This is a genomic window from Priestia sp. P1_B12_1 (assembly GCF_056406695.1).
On record NZ_JBFTZR010000004.1, the window covers coordinates 376523 to 393079 of the forward strand.

A 16557-nucleotide genomic window follows, 5' to 3' on the forward strand; every position below is an offset into this window, starting at 1 on the left:
TCATCTTCCATTCATTTTCTATTTTTATACTTTAAATAGAATGAAAAAAGGAGATGAAAGAAACATGTTTTTGGCTTTACGTGAATTGAAACATGCGAAGCTGCGCTACTTACTCATTGGCGTGATTATGGTGTTAATTGTATGGCTTGTGCTTTTTGTATCAGGCTTAGCAAAGGGGCTTTCCTCTGACAATGCTTCAGCTGTTCAAGAAATGAAAGGAAATTACGTTGTGCTTCAAAAAGAAGCGGATCAGCGCCTGACGCGCTCTGTTTTATCCATAAACAAAACAGAAGATATTCAACAGCTAAGCGGCAAGAAAAATGCTGAGCCGCTTGGTGTGATGATGACAGCAATTATAAATGAAGGAAAAGCGAAAAAAATAGACGCCTCGTTTTTTGCCATAAGCACAAGCGGCTTTTTAGCTCCGAACGTAACAGAAGGGAAGATGATTACGGACGATGCGAAACATGAAGCCGTGGCGGACTCTTCGCTAAAAGAAGAAGGAGTAAAGCTAGGTGATATGATAAAAGATACGGCTTCAGGAAAAAGCTTTAGGATTGTTGGTTTTACAAAAAATCAGTCGTTTAGTCACGCGCCTGTTATTCATATTAATCTTACAGAGTGGAAGACAATTGAAAGCACAGGTGCTTTTAATGCAGTGGTGTTAAACATGAACGATAAAAAAGCACATGCTCTTCAAAAAAAGGAGTCTAACATTGACGTGATTAGTAAAGATGAAGCGTTAAAAGGAATTCCTGGCTATCAAGAAGAACAAGGCTCGCTTTTAATGATGGTCGCGTTTCTGTTTATCATTGGCGCTTTTGTCTTAGCCGTTTTTTTCTACGTGATGACGCTTCAAAAAATGAATCAGTTTGGCGTGTTAAAAGCGATAGGAGCAAAAACAAGTTATTTAGCGCGAACGATTTTATCTCAAGTGGTTGTGTTAACTTTATGCAGTCTCGCTATTAGTATTGGACTGACGTACGGAGTAGCTGCCATTTTGCCTGATTCGATGCCATTTCACTTGGATGTATCGCTAATCGCCGGCTGTTCGGCGCTGTTTGTAGCTGTTTCTGTACTGAGTTCATTATTGTCGCTGTATCGCGTAGCAAAAGTAGATGCAGTTGAAGCGATTGGGAGGGCTGTTTAATGAGTGAAGAAAAATTAGTTTTAGAGAGTGTTAGCAAGTCATTTGGAGACGGAGAAAACGCTGTAGTCGTGTTAAATGACCTATCGCTGCGTGTAAAAGCAGGAGAGCTTGTGGCGATTGTCGGTCCTTCTGGTTCCGGGAAAAGTACCTTTTTATCCATTGCAGGCGCGCTGCTGTCGCCGTCTAGCGGACGCGTGATTATTGACGGAGACGAGATTAATAAAATGTCTCCATCACAAATGAACAGCATCCGTTTGAAGAAAATCGGCTTTATCTTTCAAGCAGCTAATTTAATTCCGTATTTAACGGTTCGCGATCAGCTTCTTCTTGTCACGGAACTAGAAGGAAGTCGAAATAAAGAAGCGAAAAAAAGAGCGGATGATTTGCTTGAAAAACTAGGGCTTGCTCATCGAAAGCATCACTATCCTGAAAGTCTATCGGGCGGAGAACGCCAGCGGGCAGCGATTGCAAGAGCGTGGATGAATAACCCTGAAATTATCTTTGCAGATGAACCGACGGCAAGCTTGGATTCAGAGCGAGGAAGAGCAGTCGTGCAAATGCTCGCAGATGAAGTAAAGCTAAGGGGCAAATCAGCTGTAATGGTTACGCATGACCAAAGAATGCTGGATTTATGTGACCGCGTTGTGTGGATGGAAGATGGAAAATTAGTAGAATCAAACAGCGTGCAAGTTTAAAAAAGTGCTGCTCTTGACAAGAGCAGCGCTTTTTTTGCGTTCTTCATTGTGCATATATTTGTCGTCTCGATTTGGAGCTTCCATACGTTTGCTTCTTTATTAATAGATGGGTTAGTTATTCATATTCCACTTCTTTAAAAAGCGTATAGCCAAAATAAAACAACGCTATTTAGGAAGGAAGAAAATAAGAAACAGGAAATGAAAAGGCAATGAAGAAATAGTAAAAAGGTGATGAAACGATGAGAAAATGGAAAACAGCCGCGTTTGGACTTATCGTAGCAAGCTTTACGGGATGTTCAAGCAGTGGAGTTCTTGAAGAATCCCCCCCAAAAGCGTATCTCGAAGCAAACAACCACCTTTATGAAACAAAAGTTGGCACATACTGCTGGAAAGAGACGTGTGTGGATAAAGCAGGCCCTTTAGAATTGTTAAAAACCGAAAAGCCTATTGAAGTTAAAGCAAATGAATCGCTAGCGCTTACTATCAAACATAAGCGGCAGCCTAACGAGAGGCATATGGTACAAATACAAAACAAAAATGAAGTGGACGTACCACTAAAGAAAAATAAGATGAAAATACCTTCTGAAAGAGGTACTTACTACTACTCATATTCAGTATGGTGGATGGATAAAAATCAAAAAAATGTATCCAATGGAGATGCGTTGTACGCGTTTGTGCTGGAAGTGAAATAAGGAGGTAGCATATGCAAACCCCTATTATTCTCATTGGACCTATGTGCGCTGGAAAAACGACGGTCGGTGAAAAAGTGGCAAAAAAACTAAATGTTCCTCAGTGCTCAATGGATGAAGTGCGATTTTCCTACTACCGGGAAATAGGATTCAGCAAAGAAACACAGCAAAACGTTCGAGAAAAACAAGGATTTCAAGGCATGTACGCCTATTGGAAGCCGTTTGAAGCCTATGCTGTTAAAAGAATACTAGAAGAGTACAAACATACGGTCATTGATTTTGGCGCGGGTCACTCAGTGTATGAAGACATGGGGTTGTTTCAGCAAATAGAAAAGACGTTAAAACCTTACCAGTCTCTATTTTTATTGCTTCCCAGTGCTGATAAAGAAGAGTCTATACAACTATTACATCAAAGATTGCAGAAAATAACGGATGATAAAGATGTTTTTGAACTTAACAAACATTTTGTAACGCATCCATCAAATGAGATGCTGGCAAAGCAAACGATCTACACAAAAGAAAAATCGGCAGATACAGTAGCCGAAGAAATTATTTTATCTATATCAAAGGAGTGGAAGAAATGATTAAAAAAGTTGGTCAAATTATGGTGTATGTAAACGATCAAGATCAAGCGGTAAAGTTTTGGACAGAAAAAATGGGATTTCAAGTTATGTCTGAACAAAATAATGAACAAGGCATGAAGTGGATTGAGCTAGCACCGGTAGCGGGTGCCGAAACAACCATTATCCTTCATAACAAACAGCTAATAGCAAAAATGCAGCCAGAATTAAACGTCGGAACTCCTTCGCTGCTGTTTTTTACAGAGAATGTGGATGAACTATACAGAGATTTAACAGCTAAAAGCGTAACAGTGGGAGAAATCGTATCGATGCCTTCAGGACGAGTCTTTAATTTTTCAGACAGTGAAGGTAACTACTTTGCAGTTATGGAAAACGCGAATCATAAATAAAAGAAAAAGAAAAACACCGGGAGCATATATATTGTCTCGGTGTTTTACATGTAAAACAGGATGAGTTAGACTTCATTGTCATTAGTGAAATTAAATTCAATTAGCTTATTTCGCCCGTACTTTCCTGCGATTTGTCCTTCTTGATTAGCATTTTGCCCGCCGTTTTTGGCAATTTGTCCACCTTGAGATGCGTTTTGTCCATCGTTTATAGCAATTTGTCCGCCTTCATATGCAATATTTGTATAATAATTAATGGTTACACAGCATGGTTTTTTCTTGCGAGAACGCTTTTTAGAAGAATAATCGCGTTCTACATAATATTTGTCATCTGCTGAATTGTAGTAGCAATAATATTTTTTTATAGGATTCACTCCTTTCATCATAACTACTATATTTTATTCGTTATGCAAAGGTGTGCTTGTACACACGTGTATTAATATTCGTTTTATTTCTACAGAACGTAATAAGCTATTTTATAAATCAAGGAGTGATGCTTCTCATGATAAAACTAATAGGAGAAAAAGTATCGTTAAGAGAAGCGACACAGGAAGACGTTAATGAACTTTATTACTGGAAGTACGAAGAAAAAAAACAAGAAGCAAAAAAGTGGAACGCTCCGTACATACCAGAACGAAGACTCACGAAAGAAAAGTATATAAACTCATGGAAAAAAGAATATGAGCTTTTTCCGTCAGTTCCTCGAATACTTGCGATTATTATTAATGAAAAAACGGTGGGGACCGTGAGCTGCTATTGGGTGGACAAGCATACAAACTGGCTGGAAACCGGAATTGTCATTTACGACTCAGCCTATTGGAGCGGGGGATACGGAACGGAAGCTTACCGGATGTGGATTGATTTTTTATTTGAATCGACATCTTTGCATAGACTCGGTATGTCCACGTGGTCAGGCAACATCAGAATGATCAAAACAGCGGCAAAAATAGGGATGAAAGAAGAAGCGAGAATCCGAGAAGCACGTATCGTAAACGGTAACTATTTTGACAGCATTAAAATGGGCATTCTGCGAAGGGAATGGGAAAGTTATCGTAGTAAGAGCTGTAATAGAAAAGAATACAGAGGTGAACTAAAGCATTGATCAATATAGTCTCATTATTTAAAGCTTCTTCCTTTTTGAATGGAAGAAGCTTTTCTTATGTTCAATCATGTCATTTGTGAGATCTAGCGTGTATAAAATTAAAAGAAGGAACGTTTATATAGGTCTGCTCAAATCAGTTACTGTGTTAAAAACATCAGGGGGGAAATGCATGCGGGCAAACTTTAAAGAATCTACAAAAAGAAGCGTGAAAAAGGAGAGAACGCTGCAATTTACGCTAAATGTAATCGGAATATTTATGTTTGTAGGGGTTTTAATCAGATGGTGGACTGTTCCGTTCGCTATTAGTAACAACCTCGGAATTTATTATAATCCAGATTTTCAAATGAAGCCGAGTGAGTGCAAGGAATTTCTTGCATTCGTTTTATGCGCAGCAGGCGTGTATTTTAGTTTGATAAATATCTACTTTTTAGGCAAAAAAGGTAAAACACTAGTCTATACCGTTCTTGTTTTACTGGCTGTCTTTAACCTCTATATGATGCTTGCACTTCTTGCTGTAGCCACGCATTAAAGGCGTGCGTGCAGCTTAAAAGAAAGAGGACAAACTTTCTTTCTCCCTTAAAGTGTTTTGCGATTTTTTTATGCGAAAAACAGATAGATCTTCATTCGTTGAACTTTCATATTACTTCCACCTTTTGAAACTTTCACCTGACACATATGTAAATAGTATGTATGTTTTTACTTTCATACAATTCTATCAAATCCATTAAATCAGCTTTATTTTTTAAATTCAACCGAAAAGCATTTTCATTATTTTTCCATAAACGAACCGAGATAAGCTGCTATAAGGTTTAAAGAAAAAAAGAAAACTGAAATGATTTTTTACGAGTTTAATATCTTGACGAAAAAATATTTCAGGAATAAGATATGTTACATAAAGTAACGAGTGAAAGAAAAGTTACTTTTAAAGATTATATTTTTCCTAACAGGAGGAAGAGATATGGAAGCGATGACTTTTGTTTTATTCGGTTCAACAGGTGATTTAGCGAAACGCAAAATTTATCCTGCACTCTATAATTTATTTGTAGACGGGAAAATCCCTAAATCAATTTCTGTTGTAGGACTAGGCAGAAAGGAGATGTCCGATGCAGATTTTCAGAAAAAAGTAGAAGAATCTATTCATACTTTTTCACGTCGCGTCGAAAAAGATTCATCTCTTATGCAGCATTTTCTTTCAGCTTTTCGCTACAGTCAATTGGATGCAACGAATGCTGAAGACTATAAAAGTCTGTTAAATCTAGTAGAAGCACGAGAAGCAGAACTAAACATTCCAAGCAACCGAATGTTTTATCTCTCCGTTGCCCCAGAATTTTTCGGTACGATCGCCGAGCATATTAAAGATAGTGGCTTAGGTGCTACAAAAGGTTGGAAACGGTTAATTATTGAAAAACCGTTTGGCCATGATCTACAGTCAGCTCGACAATTAAACGAAAACTTGAGCAAAGCGTTTAAAGAAAAAGAGATTTACCGCATTGACCACTATCTTGGCAAGTCGATGGTGCAAAATTTAGAAGCGCTGGAATTCGCTAATCCTATTCTTCAATCATTATGGAATAACGAACATATTGCGAATATACAAATTACAGCAAGTGAAACGGTCGGGGTAGAGGAAAGAGCAAGCTATTATGACCATTCGGGAGCCATTCGAGATATGGTTCAAAATCATATGCTGCAAATGCTGATGATGACGGCTATGCACTTACCGGCCCGCATTAGCGCTGATGATATTCGAAACGAAAAAATAAATGTGTTAAAAGCACTTCGTCCGCTTGTAAAAGAAGATATGGATCTAGACGTTATTCGCGGTCAATATGAGGCCGGAAAAATAAACGGCTCTTCAGTGGAGAGCTACGTAAATGAGCCCGGCGTATCACCATCTTCGCAGACGGACACGTTTTTAGCAGCCAGACTATATATCGATAATTCGCTTTGGAAAGGCGTTCCTTTCTACATTCGTACAGGGAAAAGAATGGCTGAAAAAGCGACGCGAATTGTTATTGAATTCAAAGACTCGTTAAAAGAGTTGTACTTAGACAAAGGAGAAACAACATCTCCAAATCTGTTGATCATTGAAATTAACCCGCATGAAAATATTACGCTGCAGTTGAACAGCAAAAATCCATTTAATCATGGTCATATTGAGCCTGTACAAATTAATTTTTCAGGTCAGCAAGAAGGAGCACCGGAAGCATATGAGCGTCTTATTGCAGATGCATGCGCCGGAGATTCTACATTTTTTGCTCATTGGAAAGAAGTAGAGCTAGCTTGGGAATGGGTTCAGCCGCTTCTTGAAGCATTTGAGGAAAATACAGTGCCGCTTTATAAATATGCTGCTGGTTCACACGGCCCTGATGCATCACATGCACTTTTAGAAAAAGACGGTTTTAAATGGTGGCTGGATGAAGAAACAGCAAGTCAATCACGCGAAGTGCAGCCAGTTTAATACAAACAAAGCGAAAGAAGGATGACACATGAGTACCAACATAGACACACTTGCAGTTAATACGATTCGCACCCTGTCAATTGATGCGGTGAACGCAGCCAATTCAGGCCACCCCGGGCTTCCGATGGGAGCGGCTCCGATGACCTATGCGCTATGGGCGAATCACTTACAGCACAATCCGGCAAATTCAAGCTGGTTTAACCGAGATCGTTTTATCTTATCAGCCGGTCATGGCTCAAGCTTGCTGTATAGCATGCTTCATTTAAGCGGATACAATGTATCAGTAGAAGATCTAAAAAGCTTTCGCAAGCTAAACAGTAAAACACCGGGACATCCTGAATTTGGCCATACGGACGGCGTGGAAGCCACAACAGGTCCTTTAGGTCAAGGGATTGCAAATGCAGTCGGAATAGCAATGGCAGAAGCTCATTTAGCGGCAAAATTTAACCAGTCAAAATTCCCAGTCATTGATCACTATACGTATACGTTAGTAGGCGATGGTGACTTGATGGAAGGCATTTCTTATGAAGCAATGTCCATGGCTGGCCATATGAAGCTTGGTAAACTTATCGCTTTATATGACTCCAACGATATTTCGTTAGACGGGGAATTAAATCTTTCGTTTAGTGAAAATATCCAAAAAAGAGCGGAATCTGCAAACTGGCATTATTTGCGTGTAGAAGATGGAAATAACGTAGATGAAGTCACAAAAGCCATCGAAAAAGCGAAGCAGAACACCGAGCAGCCAACGCTTATTGAAGTGAGAACAATTATTGGCTACGGAAGTCCAAAAGTAGCGGGAACAAATAAAGCACACGGTAATCCGCTTGGAGAAGAAGAAGCAAAAGCAACAAAGCAAGCCTACGGCTGGAAAGCTGAAGAAAACTTCTATGTTCCAGAAGAAGTAAAAGCCCATTTTGAAAAGCTAGAAGAAAAAGGAATGAAAGCAGAAGCAGAGTGGAACGAGCTGTTTGCTTCTTACCAAAAAGAATACCCTATGCTCGCTGATGAATTAGAGCGTGCTATCACAGGCGAAGCGTTAATTGAAGTGAATGATATTTTAACATTCTCATCAGAAAAAGCGATTTCGACTCGTGTTGCAAGCGGAGAAGCTATTAATTATTTCACTAAATCTGTGCCATCTATTTTTGGAGGCAGCGCTGATTTATCGCATTCCACGATGACGGACATTAAAGAAGAAGGCCCTTACGCACCAGGATATTTCGTAAATCGAAATATTTATTTCGGCGTACGTGAACATGCAATGGGAGCGGCCGGAAATGGAATGGCCCTTCACGGCGGTGTGAAGCCGTTTGTCAGCACATTCTTTGTTTTTAATGATTACTTGCGTCCAGCGATTCGTTTGGCTGCACTGCAAAAGCTGCCGGTCACGTATGTGTTTACTCATGATTCCATAGCAGTAGGAGAAGATGGACCGACTCATGAGCCCGTTGAACATTTAGCTTCTCTTCGTGCAATTCCAGGGCTTACCGTAATCCGTCCGTCTGATGCAAACGAAACAGCTAGCGCTTGGGCTTATGCGCTTCAGCAAGCGGAAGGTCCTGTAGCCTTAGTGCTTAGCCGTCAAAACTTGCCTGTGTTTGAAGAAACAAAACAAAATATCAACGACCTAGCTAAAGGAGCTTACGTATTAACCGAAACAAACGATAAGCCGGAGCTGATTTTTATCGCTACAGGTTCTGAAGTAGCACTAGCGGTCAGTGCTAAAACTCAGCTAGAGCGTGAAGGTATATCTGTACGTGTTGTAGCAATGCCTAGCTGGGAGCTGTTTAACAAGCAGTCAAAAGATTATCAAGAGCGCATCTTGCCTGAATCTGTTTCAAAACGAATCTCTCTAGAAATGGGAATTTCACTTGGCTGGGAACGCTTTGTAGGACCAAAAGGAAAAGTGTTAGCTATTGACACATTCGGTGCTTCAGGAACGGGAGCTGATGTGATGAAGCTGTTTGGATTTACAGAAGAAAACGTAGTGGCACAAGCAAAAGAATTACTAAAGGCTTAAATAAGAAGATAAATAGAAGGAGCTGTTCACATGAAAGTAGGATTAGTTGGTTTAGGGAAAATGGGGATTAACTTAGGACAAAACTTATTGGATCAGCGTCATAACGTTGTAGCATTTGACGTAAATTCAAACGCAGTGGAACAAATGAAAGAGTACGGTGCTTCAGGAGTATCAAGCTTGCAGGAGCTTGTTCAGTCACTAGAAACACCAAGAGTTGTATGGCTGATGGTTCCTCATACGGTTGTTGATTCTGTTATTAGTGAAGTGAAGCCCCTTTTAGCTGAAGGAGATATCGTAATTGAAGCTGGAAACTCTCATTACAAAGAGTCTATTCGACGCTATAACGAGTTAAAAGAAAACAAAATCCGCTTTATGGACGTTGGAACATCTGGCGGAATGGAAGGCGCTCGTAACGGAGCTTGTTATATGATTGGCGGAGATCGTGAAGCGTGGGAAATTGTTGAACCTATCTTCCGCGATACAGCAGTAGAAAACGGATATCTATACGCTGGTGAAGCAGGCAGCGGCCACTTTTTAAAAATGGTTCATAACGGCATTGAATACGGCATGATGGCTGCAATCGGAGAAGGATTTGAAGTTCTTGAAAAAAGCCAATTTAACTATGATTACGAAAAAGTAGCGAGAGTATGGAACAATGGATCTGTTATTCGTTCATGGCTAATGGAATTAACAGAAAATGCATTCTCTAAAGATGCTAAGCTAGATGACATCAAAGGAGTTATGAACTCTTCTGGTGAAGGGAAATGGACGGTAGAAACCGCTCTAGACCTTCAAACAGCTACGCCGGTTATTGCAATGTCTTTACTGATGCGCTATCGCTCGCTTGAAGATGATACCTTTACAGGAAAGGTAGTTTCCGCACTTCGAAATGAGTTTGGCGGTCATGCTGTGGAAAAGAAATAACAAGTAAAATAGTGGGTATAGTAAAAAAAACTAATGGAGGAATGAAAAAATGAAATTTTTTATTGATACTGCAAACCTTGACGATATTAAAAAAGCATACAAAGTGGGCGTTTTATCTGGCGTCACAACAAACCCTTCTCTTGTTGCAAAAGAAGGCGTAAAGTTTGAAGATCGTATTGAAGAAATTTTAAAAACTGTTCCAGAAGTAGAATCCGTTTCAGCAGAAGTGACGCCGGATGCCCAAACAGCAGAAGACATGATTGTGCAAGCAGAAGAACTAATTAAAATTAATGGCGGGGATCGAAATATTACGATTAAGCTTCCAATGACAATCGCTGGATTAGAAGCGACTCGCTACCTTGCTAAAAAAGGTGTAAAAACAAACGTAACGCTTATTTTCACTGTGAACCAAGCGCTTTTAGCAGCTCGTGCAGGTGCAACATATGTATCTCCATTCCTTGGTCGCCTTGATGATATTTCAGAAGACGGCGTACAGCTTGTGGCTAAAATTGCCGAGTTGTTCCGCATTCAAAATATTGACTCTCAAATCATTGCGGCTTCTGTAAGACATCCGGATCACGTTACACGCGTAGCCCTTGCCGGAGCTCATATTGCAACGATTCCATATTCAGTAATCGAGCAGCTTGTTAAACATCCTTTAACCGAACAAGGAATCGAAAAATTTGCGGCTGATTGGAAAAATGCTGTTCAAAATTAAGTAAAAGATAAAGAACGTGCGCATTCTAGAAAAAGAATGCACCCGTTCTCTCATAATATCCTTAAAGAGGTAAACACCATGAATACAGTAGATGCTAAGATGATTAAAACCCAATACGGTTCAGAGGTTTATGTAGATGATGTAGAACATATTAACTTTAAAAGCCTTCATGCGCCGAAAGTTAACCAGCCGCTCTATCGCATTGAATTTGAAATTGGCTACTTTTTATTAAAAGAACACAGATATTACGAGTACGAAAAGAACTATTTTTGGCTTGCAGTAAGCGAAGATTTTAGTAAGCTAATTATTCAAGAACCTGATATGGAAAGCTTATTTGGAGCTAAAAGCGAAGAAGAAAGAAAGGCGACAAAAGAGCTTTTAAGTCAGTGGCTCATTCATACAGAGGCTTATAAAAAACAATTAAATCAGCATATTAATGAATGCAAGAAAAGTAATAAGACAAATGAGGGCATAACGGCTGTTTTAGAAAAGCTGCTGAATATTTCAGCAGCAGACATTGAACAAGCCCCGATTGAGAAATTAGCTGCCTCACGATCAGTTTAACCTAAAAAAGTAGGTAGGCATTCATAGCTGCACTTGAAAAAGATGCTTCGTTTAAAACGCGAAGCATCTTTTTTTCAGTTTCAACTATTTAACTCTTTAAAATTCCTATGTTAAAACGACTCTATTACTTATTTCGCTAAAGCCCCCGTTACTTGAATAACTTATACCAGTATAAAGTGGTTCCAATAGTAGGATTATATGACTGCTTTAGTGTGTCAACTCCACCTAGTATGAATCCTTGTTTTACATAAAATCTGCATGCACCAAGATTATCATCTTGTGCTTCCAAGGACATTCCTATAAGTTTTCTTTGTTTTGCCCACTCTTCTGCTTTATTTAAGAGAAACTTTCCAACTCCGCTGCCTCTATAGTCTTTTTTAGTAGCAATGTTTTCAATATAACAGAAGCGATTCCAATCCTTAATGATTCTAATCTGTCCTATGCAAGTATTATTCATATAAGCTAAAAACAAAGCTTTATCCTCTCGGTTTATATATTGGCTCCAATCAAGTTTGTCATCTGGAAAACGTGTTTCTCTAGCTTCATCAAAAAGAACTTCTTTATAAGACCACCTTCCTGATTGTAAACTGGGGACAACTCTGCCATATAGCTTAAAATAATCATTTGTCATATTGATATCCTCTATTAAGTCATTATTTAATGGAGAAATAATGAGTTTACTTTCACTGCCCAATAGTACACACTTCCTTTTATGATGTTTTGAAAATATTTTATTTAAGGATAAATAAACCCTATCTTATTCAATATGACTGCCCGTTAGCTGAATAAGCCTTTCTTTATACAATACTATAAAAAGGAAATTTTCCCTTGCTATAATTAAAAGCAGCAATCCTTACAAAAAGCACCTTAAGAAAATAAAGGATAGTAATAAAAACGACATAATTGTTGTTTTTACATTGACGAATCAATTCCAAGAGGTTACATTATATTAAAACGACGACATTGTCGTTTTAATATAAGGAGGCTGAAATGATGCTTATTACGATGTTAACAACGGGAACGCGGGGAGACACCCAGCCTTTTATGGCTTTAGGATTAGAGCTAAAAAAGAAAGGATACCGTGTACGAATTGCGGCTTCAGAAGCTTATCAAAACTTCATAAAATCGTATGGATTCGAATATGCCATGCTTCGAGGAGATGTTTCTAAAATTATAGAGAGCGGAGCAGCAGACGACGCGATTAATGCAGACAATCCTCTCAAATTTTTTTCAAGCTTAAAAAATGAAAAGATGATGGGTATGATGATGAATATACAAGAAGATTTGCACAAAGCATGCAAAGGAGCCGATGCAATTGTATATCATCCAGGCGCGGCAATTGGTTACTTTGCTGCTAAAGAGATGAATATACCAAGCATTCTAGCCAGCCCTTTTCCAATGACACCAACAAAAGACTATCCAGCTTTAATTTTTTATGATCGACCACGATTTGGAAAAATATATAATAAGCTGACGCATCGTATTTTTGAATGGGGATTTTGGAAAGTAGTAAATGGTCCTTTAAAAAAATATTGGGTTCAGCAGCATGGAACAGGACCTAACGATTTTTCATGTCCATATCCAAAGCAGCGTACAGCAGCTAACCCAACCATTATTTCGTCAAGTCCCACTGTATTTTCCGTATCTAAAGATTGGCCTGAACACGTTCATTCCTACGGAAATTGGTTTATGGACAGTGACCATAGCTATCAGCCGGAAGAGAAGCTGGAAAGGTTTTTAAAGGCTGGAGAACCGCCAGTTTATATTGGATTTGGAAGTGTTGGTGATAAGAAAAACGCAGGCGAAACGACTGCTTTAGTGATTAAAGCCTTAAAAATTGCCGGGAAACGAGGTATCATCAATACAGGAGGAAGCGGAATGAATCACACGGAAGAGATAGCAGAAGACATTTTATTTGTAAAAGATATTCCTCATGAGTGGCTGTTTCCTAAAATGTCTGCCGTTGTTCATCATGGAGGAGCAGGAACAACAGCCGAAGGCCTCCGAGCTGGTGTTCCAAGTATTATTGTTCCTTATGGAAATGACCAATTCGCTTGGGGAAGAAAAATTCACGAGCTAGGAGCTGGAGCAAAAGCCATTCCGAGAAAAGAATTGACGGCTGAAAAATTATCCGCAGCCATTTCCTGTACGCAAGTTAATGAAATTCGATCCAAAGCACAAGAAATCGGAAAACAAATCCGAGCTGAAAAAGGAGCTGAAAAAGCAGCTCAGGTTATTATTGATGCACTCGAGACATTCGAAAATAAATAAAAAAGTAAGCGAGCGTGAAAAAATGCCAAAAGTAAGGGAAGGATACGCTGAAAAAAAGAAGCAAGAGATTTTAGAAGCAGCCAAAAGAGTATGCAGAAGCAAACCGGTGCATGATGTAGCCATGCGAGATATCGTTTTGGAAGCTGGAATGAGTCAGGGAGGCGTGTACAAATATTTTTCAAACCTTGATGAAGTATTTGTTGGACTTCTTAATCAAGAAAGCGTCAGCTATAAAGTAAAAGATAAAATTGAAGCCCTACTTCAGACAAAAAAAGATTCCTTTGAAATGTTGCATGATTTTATTATGTATATTGGAGAGCATATCCAAGAATCGATGACAGCAGGAGGAGAAATTTACTTTGAACTAGTAGCGTTGTATTCAAAAGACCCTCAGCGTTTTATGAAAATTGAAGATCAGCTAGTTGAAGTCTCTAACCTTAAATATATTCAAAAAAAGCTTCACGACTTTATTACGCAGCAAATAGAAGTAAAGAATTTCTCTCCGGCTGTACCAACAGATGATCTGCTGGCTTTTATGGCTACAGCGATCAACGGAATTACACAAAATCCAGCGCCGGTTTACAACGTCGATGAAAAGAAACAAGTTGCTGAGGCGGCAAACGTAGAACGGCATGTCAATACGCTTTCAATAGCCGTTCGAAAGCTATTAGGAGAATAAGTACAGCTGTAATATTAAAATGTATCTTATAATATTGTTAGCAGCGTTAAGTATATTTTTTAAAAAGGTTTTTTCACTTCTTCGTCTCCTTTGAATAGTTTTGCAAAAATTAAGCATAATACGACTGCAAACTATATTTAAGGAGATGGAAAAAATGAAAAAAGGGCTTATCATTGCTTCTTCAGTTCTTTTTCTTTCAGGCTTAGCTGCATGTGGAGGAAATAAAGACAATAACGCAATGGACAATACTCAAAATGACTTACGCAACACTTCTACAAACGACGGAGTTGATAACAATATCCCAATGGATAACACTGATCAACCGACCAAGTCAGTTGAAGCAGCACAAAATGTAGAAGATATGAAGGAAGTTGACGATGCATATGTGCTTCGCGATAATAATAACGCGTATGTAACGGTAGACCTAGCTGGAAATGACGCAGCGGACAACAATGATAACGGCAAGGTGAACACCGTAACGTATAACGGGGATACTTATCATGAAGTTTCAACTGATTTTGAGCAAAAAATTGCAGACCGCGTAAGAGAAGCAGATAGTAAAATCGACAAAGTATACGTGGCGTTTGTAAACACGGGCTTAGACAATATGAACAACAACAATAACGTACCTGGCGTAGATAAAAATGACAAGATGTATCGAGATGATGAAAAAGACAACAACCGTGATCCAGAAGATATTGTAGAAGATCCAAAAGATATGATGGACCGTAACAACAAAGATCAATAACATCAAAAAGGCCTCTGAATCACCAGAGGCCTTTGTTTCATTAACTAAGTTCAAGTAAAGAAATAAAAATCGGAAGAACACAGCAAGAAACGGCTGAAATAAAATCAAGCTCGTTCTGTTTTTTTGCAGAAAGCGTGAACTCCATCAAAATAATTGTCAGGATACTCATGAAAAGCGTTGCATAAAAAAGAAAATCGCGCTGACTTTCCACTAAAAACAACACCGCATTTAAAATCAAAATAACGGCATAAAGAAACTTAAGCAGCAAGTGAAGCTGCATGCTGAATTTATTCTCTTGTTTGTAGCGCAAGATATAAACAAAAAAGAAAATAAATAAAGTTAATTGCCATGAGGCAGGGAGTAGCTGCTGCCATAGATTGTCCAAGAAACTCATTCCTCCTATAAAACGATGATGCATATATGTAACACACACGTTTTTATTTTAAAAGTGAAGAGTATCTTTAGGCAAGAGCAATTTTTCATTTTTTATAGACTTTTAATATAAAAAAAGAAAGGTCATCACGACCATTCTTTTTACTTCACTTCAATTAAAACCTTCGTACCGTCAGGAAACTCGTCTACTTGATGGGAGATCCAAGACCCGGCGCCTCGGTTGTCTGAAGGCTTTACATATTCAATATCAGCACCGCTTCCGCCTTCTTCACAAAAGGCCATCGGAAACTCATCTCGGTCATAGCCGCTTTTAGTCGGAATACCTTTTAAAGACTCACGGCGGTTTTCCTCAGCCCCGTCTCGGTCGATTGTACAAACAGCCGATTTTCCTTTATCGATTGCATGTTGAATATGCGCTGCAGTTTCAGGGTAACGATCAGCAGGGAAGGTAATTACTTCATCGTAGGAGGTATTCGTTGAAGAGTTCTGCTCTAACGGATTTCCTTCAATCATAACAATAACGGCTAATACTAAAATTAAAATACCAGAAACAATTTTTTTCAATCTGTAAAACTCCTTTATAAAACGTTTATCACTTTTATTTTAAAGTAATAAGAAAAAAATGTAAAAACATATAATGGAACTAGTCAAAATTCATAAGAAAAATATAAGCTCACGTACAGCCGCTGAACGTGAGCTTATGTCTAATGATGAGAGTGATGATGATGCGTTTCGTTTTCAGCTGGCTGCAGTGAACGTAATTCTTCTTTCGATAATTCGCCTACTGCGACTTGCTGAGTAGGAAGGATGTGTTCACCGCGCGCGTCAATATCGGTTTTAATATAATAAATACCATCCTCTTTAAAGGTTGCTTTGGCTTTATACATACTGCCGTCATAATGCGCTTTTACTATTTCAACTTTACCGGGAGCATCTTTTTTCCACACTTTAAACTGAACGCTTTTGGCATCATCCACCGTTTTATTTTCTTGCATTACGTGCACTTCTAGTACCTGTGTGCTCCGTGGTTTTATAGTTTCAGGAAGCATCACATGCGCAGACAGAGGCTTTGGCTGCTTGTAGAGCTTGTCTGCGTTACTGTTTACAGAGCACGCGGAAAGTAAAATCGTACTGAGTATGACTAGTCCGGACATTTTCCATTTGTTCATTGTT

Annotated in this window: 20 protein-coding genes; 15 read left to right on the forward strand and 5 right to left on the reverse strand. The window is 38.9% G+C overall.

Going from position 1 to position 16557, the window contains the following annotated elements; genetic code table 11:
- Nucleotides 1–64: 64 nt before the first annotated feature.
- From AC1D0Y_RS16840 to AC1D0Y_RS16860, 5 genes are all read left to right on the forward strand, one after another.
- Nucleotides 65–1150 (forward strand): ABC transporter permease, encoded by a 1086-nt coding sequence (locus tag AC1D0Y_RS16840; protein ID WP_060745302.1) that lies wholly within the window; start codon nt 65–67, stop codon nt 1148–1150.
- Complete coding sequence (locus AC1D0Y_RS16845; RefSeq protein WP_043981365.1) at nt 1150–1845, forward strand: ABC transporter ATP-binding protein; 696 nt, start codon at nt 1150–1152, stop codon at nt 1843–1845. Before AC1D0Y_RS16840 ends, AC1D0Y_RS16845 begins: the two co-directional genes overlap by 1 nt.
- 239 nt (nt 1846–2084) lie before the next feature.
- Nucleotides 2085–2537: a hypothetical protein gene (locus tag AC1D0Y_RS16850; RefSeq protein ID WP_060745303.1), complete on the forward strand. Its 453-nt coding sequence runs from the start codon at nt 2085–2087 to the stop codon at nt 2535–2537.
- Between the two features lie 11 nt (nt 2538–2548).
- Nucleotides 2549–3118 carry a shikimate kinase gene (locus tag AC1D0Y_RS16855; RefSeq protein WP_060745304.1) on the forward strand — a complete coding sequence of 190 codons (570 nt, stop codon included), beginning with the start codon at nt 2549–2551 and terminating at the stop codon, nt 3116–3118.
- A complete protein-coding gene (locus AC1D0Y_RS16860) occupies nt 3115–3504 on the forward strand; it encodes a VOC family protein (protein WP_060745305.1) in 390 nt (129 codons plus the stop codon). Before AC1D0Y_RS16855 ends, AC1D0Y_RS16860 begins: the two co-directional genes overlap by 4 nt.
- A gap of 65 nt (nt 3505–3569) precedes the next feature.
- Here the strand turns inward: AC1D0Y_RS16860 and AC1D0Y_RS16865 are convergent, their stop codons facing one another.
- Complete coding sequence (locus tag AC1D0Y_RS16865) at nt 3570–3875, reverse strand: hypothetical protein (protein WP_235593554.1); 306 nt, start codon at nt 3873–3875, stop codon at nt 3570–3572.
- Nucleotides 3876–4003: 128 nt separating this feature from the next.
- On the opposite strand from AC1D0Y_RS16865, the gene AC1D0Y_RS16870 reads away from it, so the two are divergent.
- The 7 genes from AC1D0Y_RS16870 to AC1D0Y_RS16900 all read left to right on the forward strand — a co-directional run bounded on the left by AC1D0Y_RS16870 (nt 4004) and on the right by AC1D0Y_RS16900 (nt 11293).
- Nucleotides 4004–4603 (forward strand): GNAT family N-acetyltransferase, encoded by a 600-nt coding sequence (locus AC1D0Y_RS16870; RefSeq protein WP_060745306.1) that lies wholly within the window; start codon nt 4004–4006, stop codon nt 4601–4603.
- Between the two features lie 169 nt (nt 4604–4772).
- On the forward strand, nt 4773–5132 hold the full coding sequence (locus tag AC1D0Y_RS16875) for a hypothetical protein (RefSeq protein ID WP_060745307.1): 360 nt from the start codon (nt 4773–4775) through the stop codon (nt 5130–5132).
- Between the two features lie 429 nt (nt 5133–5561).
- Nucleotides 5562–7064 (forward strand): glucose-6-phosphate dehydrogenase, encoded by a 1503-nt coding sequence (zwf, locus tag AC1D0Y_RS16880; RefSeq protein ID WP_060745308.1) that lies wholly within the window; start codon nt 5562–5564, stop codon nt 7062–7064.
- 28 nt (nt 7065–7092) lie between these two features.
- Nucleotides 7093–9087, forward strand: coding sequence for a transketolase (gene tkt, locus AC1D0Y_RS16885; protein WP_060745309.1), 1995 nt, complete (start codon nt 7093–7095; stop codon nt 9085–9087).
- A 30-nt stretch (nt 9088–9117) separates the two neighbouring features.
- Nucleotides 9118–10011 carry a phosphogluconate dehydrogenase (NAD(+)-dependent, decarboxylating) gene (gnd, locus tag AC1D0Y_RS16890; RefSeq protein ID WP_060745310.1) on the forward strand — a complete coding sequence of 298 codons (894 nt, stop codon included), beginning with the start codon at nt 9118–9120 and terminating at the stop codon, nt 10009–10011.
- Nucleotides 10012–10060: 49 nt separating this feature from the next.
- Nucleotides 10061–10729, forward strand: a complete 669-nt coding sequence (gene fsa, locus AC1D0Y_RS16895) for a fructose-6-phosphate aldolase (protein ID WP_060745311.1) — start codon at nt 10061–10063, stop codon at nt 10727–10729.
- Nucleotides 10730–10807: 78 nt separating this feature from the next.
- Complete coding sequence (locus tag AC1D0Y_RS16900) at nt 10808–11293, forward strand: hypothetical protein (RefSeq protein WP_028409300.1); 486 nt, start codon at nt 10808–10810, stop codon at nt 11291–11293.
- A gap of 148 nt (nt 11294–11441) precedes the next feature.
- Here AC1D0Y_RS16900 and AC1D0Y_RS16905 read toward each other — a convergent pair whose 3' ends face one another.
- Complete coding sequence (locus tag AC1D0Y_RS16905; RefSeq protein WP_060745312.1) at nt 11442–11987, reverse strand: GNAT family N-acetyltransferase; 546 nt, start codon at nt 11985–11987, stop codon at nt 11442–11444.
- A 296-nt stretch (nt 11988–12283) separates the two neighbouring features.
- Between AC1D0Y_RS16905 and AC1D0Y_RS16910 the strand changes: the two genes are divergently transcribed.
- From AC1D0Y_RS16910 to AC1D0Y_RS16920, 3 genes are all read left to right on the forward strand, one after another.
- Nucleotides 12284–13564, forward strand: coding sequence for a glycosyltransferase (locus AC1D0Y_RS16910; protein WP_235593555.1), 1281 nt, complete (start codon nt 12284–12286; stop codon nt 13562–13564).
- A 22-nt stretch (nt 13565–13586) separates the two neighbouring features.
- On the forward strand, nt 13587–14243 hold the full coding sequence (locus tag AC1D0Y_RS16915; protein WP_028409297.1) for a TetR/AcrR family transcriptional regulator: 657 nt from the start codon (nt 13587–13589) through the stop codon (nt 14241–14243).
- 154 nt (nt 14244–14397) lie between these two features.
- Complete coding sequence (locus AC1D0Y_RS16920) at nt 14398–14991, forward strand: hypothetical protein (RefSeq protein WP_028409296.1); 594 nt, start codon at nt 14398–14400, stop codon at nt 14989–14991.
- 40 nt (nt 14992–15031) lie between these two features.
- On the opposite strand, the gene AC1D0Y_RS16925 is transcribed toward AC1D0Y_RS16920, so the two are convergent.
- From AC1D0Y_RS16925 to AC1D0Y_RS16935, 3 genes are all read right to left on the reverse strand, one after another.
- Nucleotides 15032–15376, reverse strand: coding sequence for a DUF1516 family protein (locus AC1D0Y_RS16925; protein WP_025751033.1), 345 nt, complete (start codon nt 15374–15376; stop codon nt 15032–15034).
- A gap of 149 nt (nt 15377–15525) precedes the next feature.
- Nucleotides 15526–15948: a NucA/NucB deoxyribonuclease domain-containing protein gene (locus AC1D0Y_RS16930; RefSeq protein ID WP_013057949.1), complete on the reverse strand. Its 423-nt coding sequence runs from the start codon at nt 15946–15948 to the stop codon at nt 15526–15528.
- A gap of 140 nt (nt 15949–16088) precedes the next feature.
- Nucleotides 16089–16553 (reverse strand): FixH family protein, encoded by a 465-nt coding sequence (locus AC1D0Y_RS16935; RefSeq protein WP_060745314.1) that lies wholly within the window; start codon nt 16551–16553, stop codon nt 16089–16091.
- Between the last annotated feature and the right edge of the window lie 4 nt (nt 16554–16557).

Bases quoted from the DNA above. Each gene is read 5' to 3' on its own strand.
- fsa (WP_060745311.1), top strand. From the start codon at position 10,061: ATGAAATTTTTTATTGATACTGCAAACCTTGACGATATTAAAAAAGCA.
- AC1D0Y_RS16860 (WP_060745305.1), top strand. From the start codon at position 3,115: ATGATTAAAAAAGTTGGTCAAATTATGGTGTATGTAAACGATCAAGAT.
- AC1D0Y_RS16845 (WP_043981365.1), top strand. From the start codon at position 1,150: ATGAGTGAAGAAAAATTAGTTTTAGAGAGTGTTAGCAAGTCATTTGGA.
- zwf (WP_060745308.1), top strand. From the start codon at position 5,562: ATGGAAGCGATGACTTTTGTTTTATTCGGTTCAACAGGTGATTTAGCG.
- tkt (WP_060745309.1), top strand. From the start codon at position 7,093: ATGAGTACCAACATAGACACACTTGCAGTTAATACGATTCGCACCCTG.
- AC1D0Y_RS16900 (WP_028409300.1), top strand. From the start codon at position 10,808: ATGAATACAGTAGATGCTAAGATGATTAAAACCCAATACGGTTCAGAG.
- AC1D0Y_RS16875 (WP_060745307.1), top strand. From the start codon at position 4,773: ATGCGGGCAAACTTTAAAGAATCTACAAAAAGAAGCGTGAAAAAGGAG.
- AC1D0Y_RS16840 (WP_060745302.1), top strand. From the start codon at position 65: ATGTTTTTGGCTTTACGTGAATTGAAACATGCGAAGCTGCGCTACTTA.
- AC1D0Y_RS16910 (WP_235593555.1), top strand. From the start codon at position 12,284: ATGATGCTTATTACGATGTTAACAACGGGAACGCGGGGAGACACCCAG.
- AC1D0Y_RS16935 (WP_060745314.1), bottom strand. From the start codon at position 16,553: ATGAACAAATGGAAAATGTCCGGACTAGTCATACTCAGTACGATTTTA.
- AC1D0Y_RS16870 (WP_060745306.1), top strand. From the start codon at position 4,004: ATGATAAAACTAATAGGAGAAAAAGTATCGTTAAGAGAAGCGACACAG.
- gnd (WP_060745310.1), top strand. From the start codon at position 9,118: ATGAAAGTAGGATTAGTTGGTTTAGGGAAAATGGGGATTAACTTAGGA.
- AC1D0Y_RS16915 (WP_028409297.1), top strand. From the start codon at position 13,587: ATGCCAAAAGTAAGGGAAGGATACGCTGAAAAAAAGAAGCAAGAGATT.
- AC1D0Y_RS16850 (WP_060745303.1), top strand. From the start codon at position 2,085: ATGAGAAAATGGAAAACAGCCGCGTTTGGACTTATCGTAGCAAGCTTT.
- AC1D0Y_RS16920 (WP_028409296.1), top strand. From the start codon at position 14,398: ATGAAAAAAGGGCTTATCATTGCTTCTTCAGTTCTTTTTCTTTCAGGC.
- AC1D0Y_RS16855 (WP_060745304.1), top strand. From the start codon at position 2,549: ATGCAAACCCCTATTATTCTCATTGGACCTATGTGCGCTGGAAAAACG.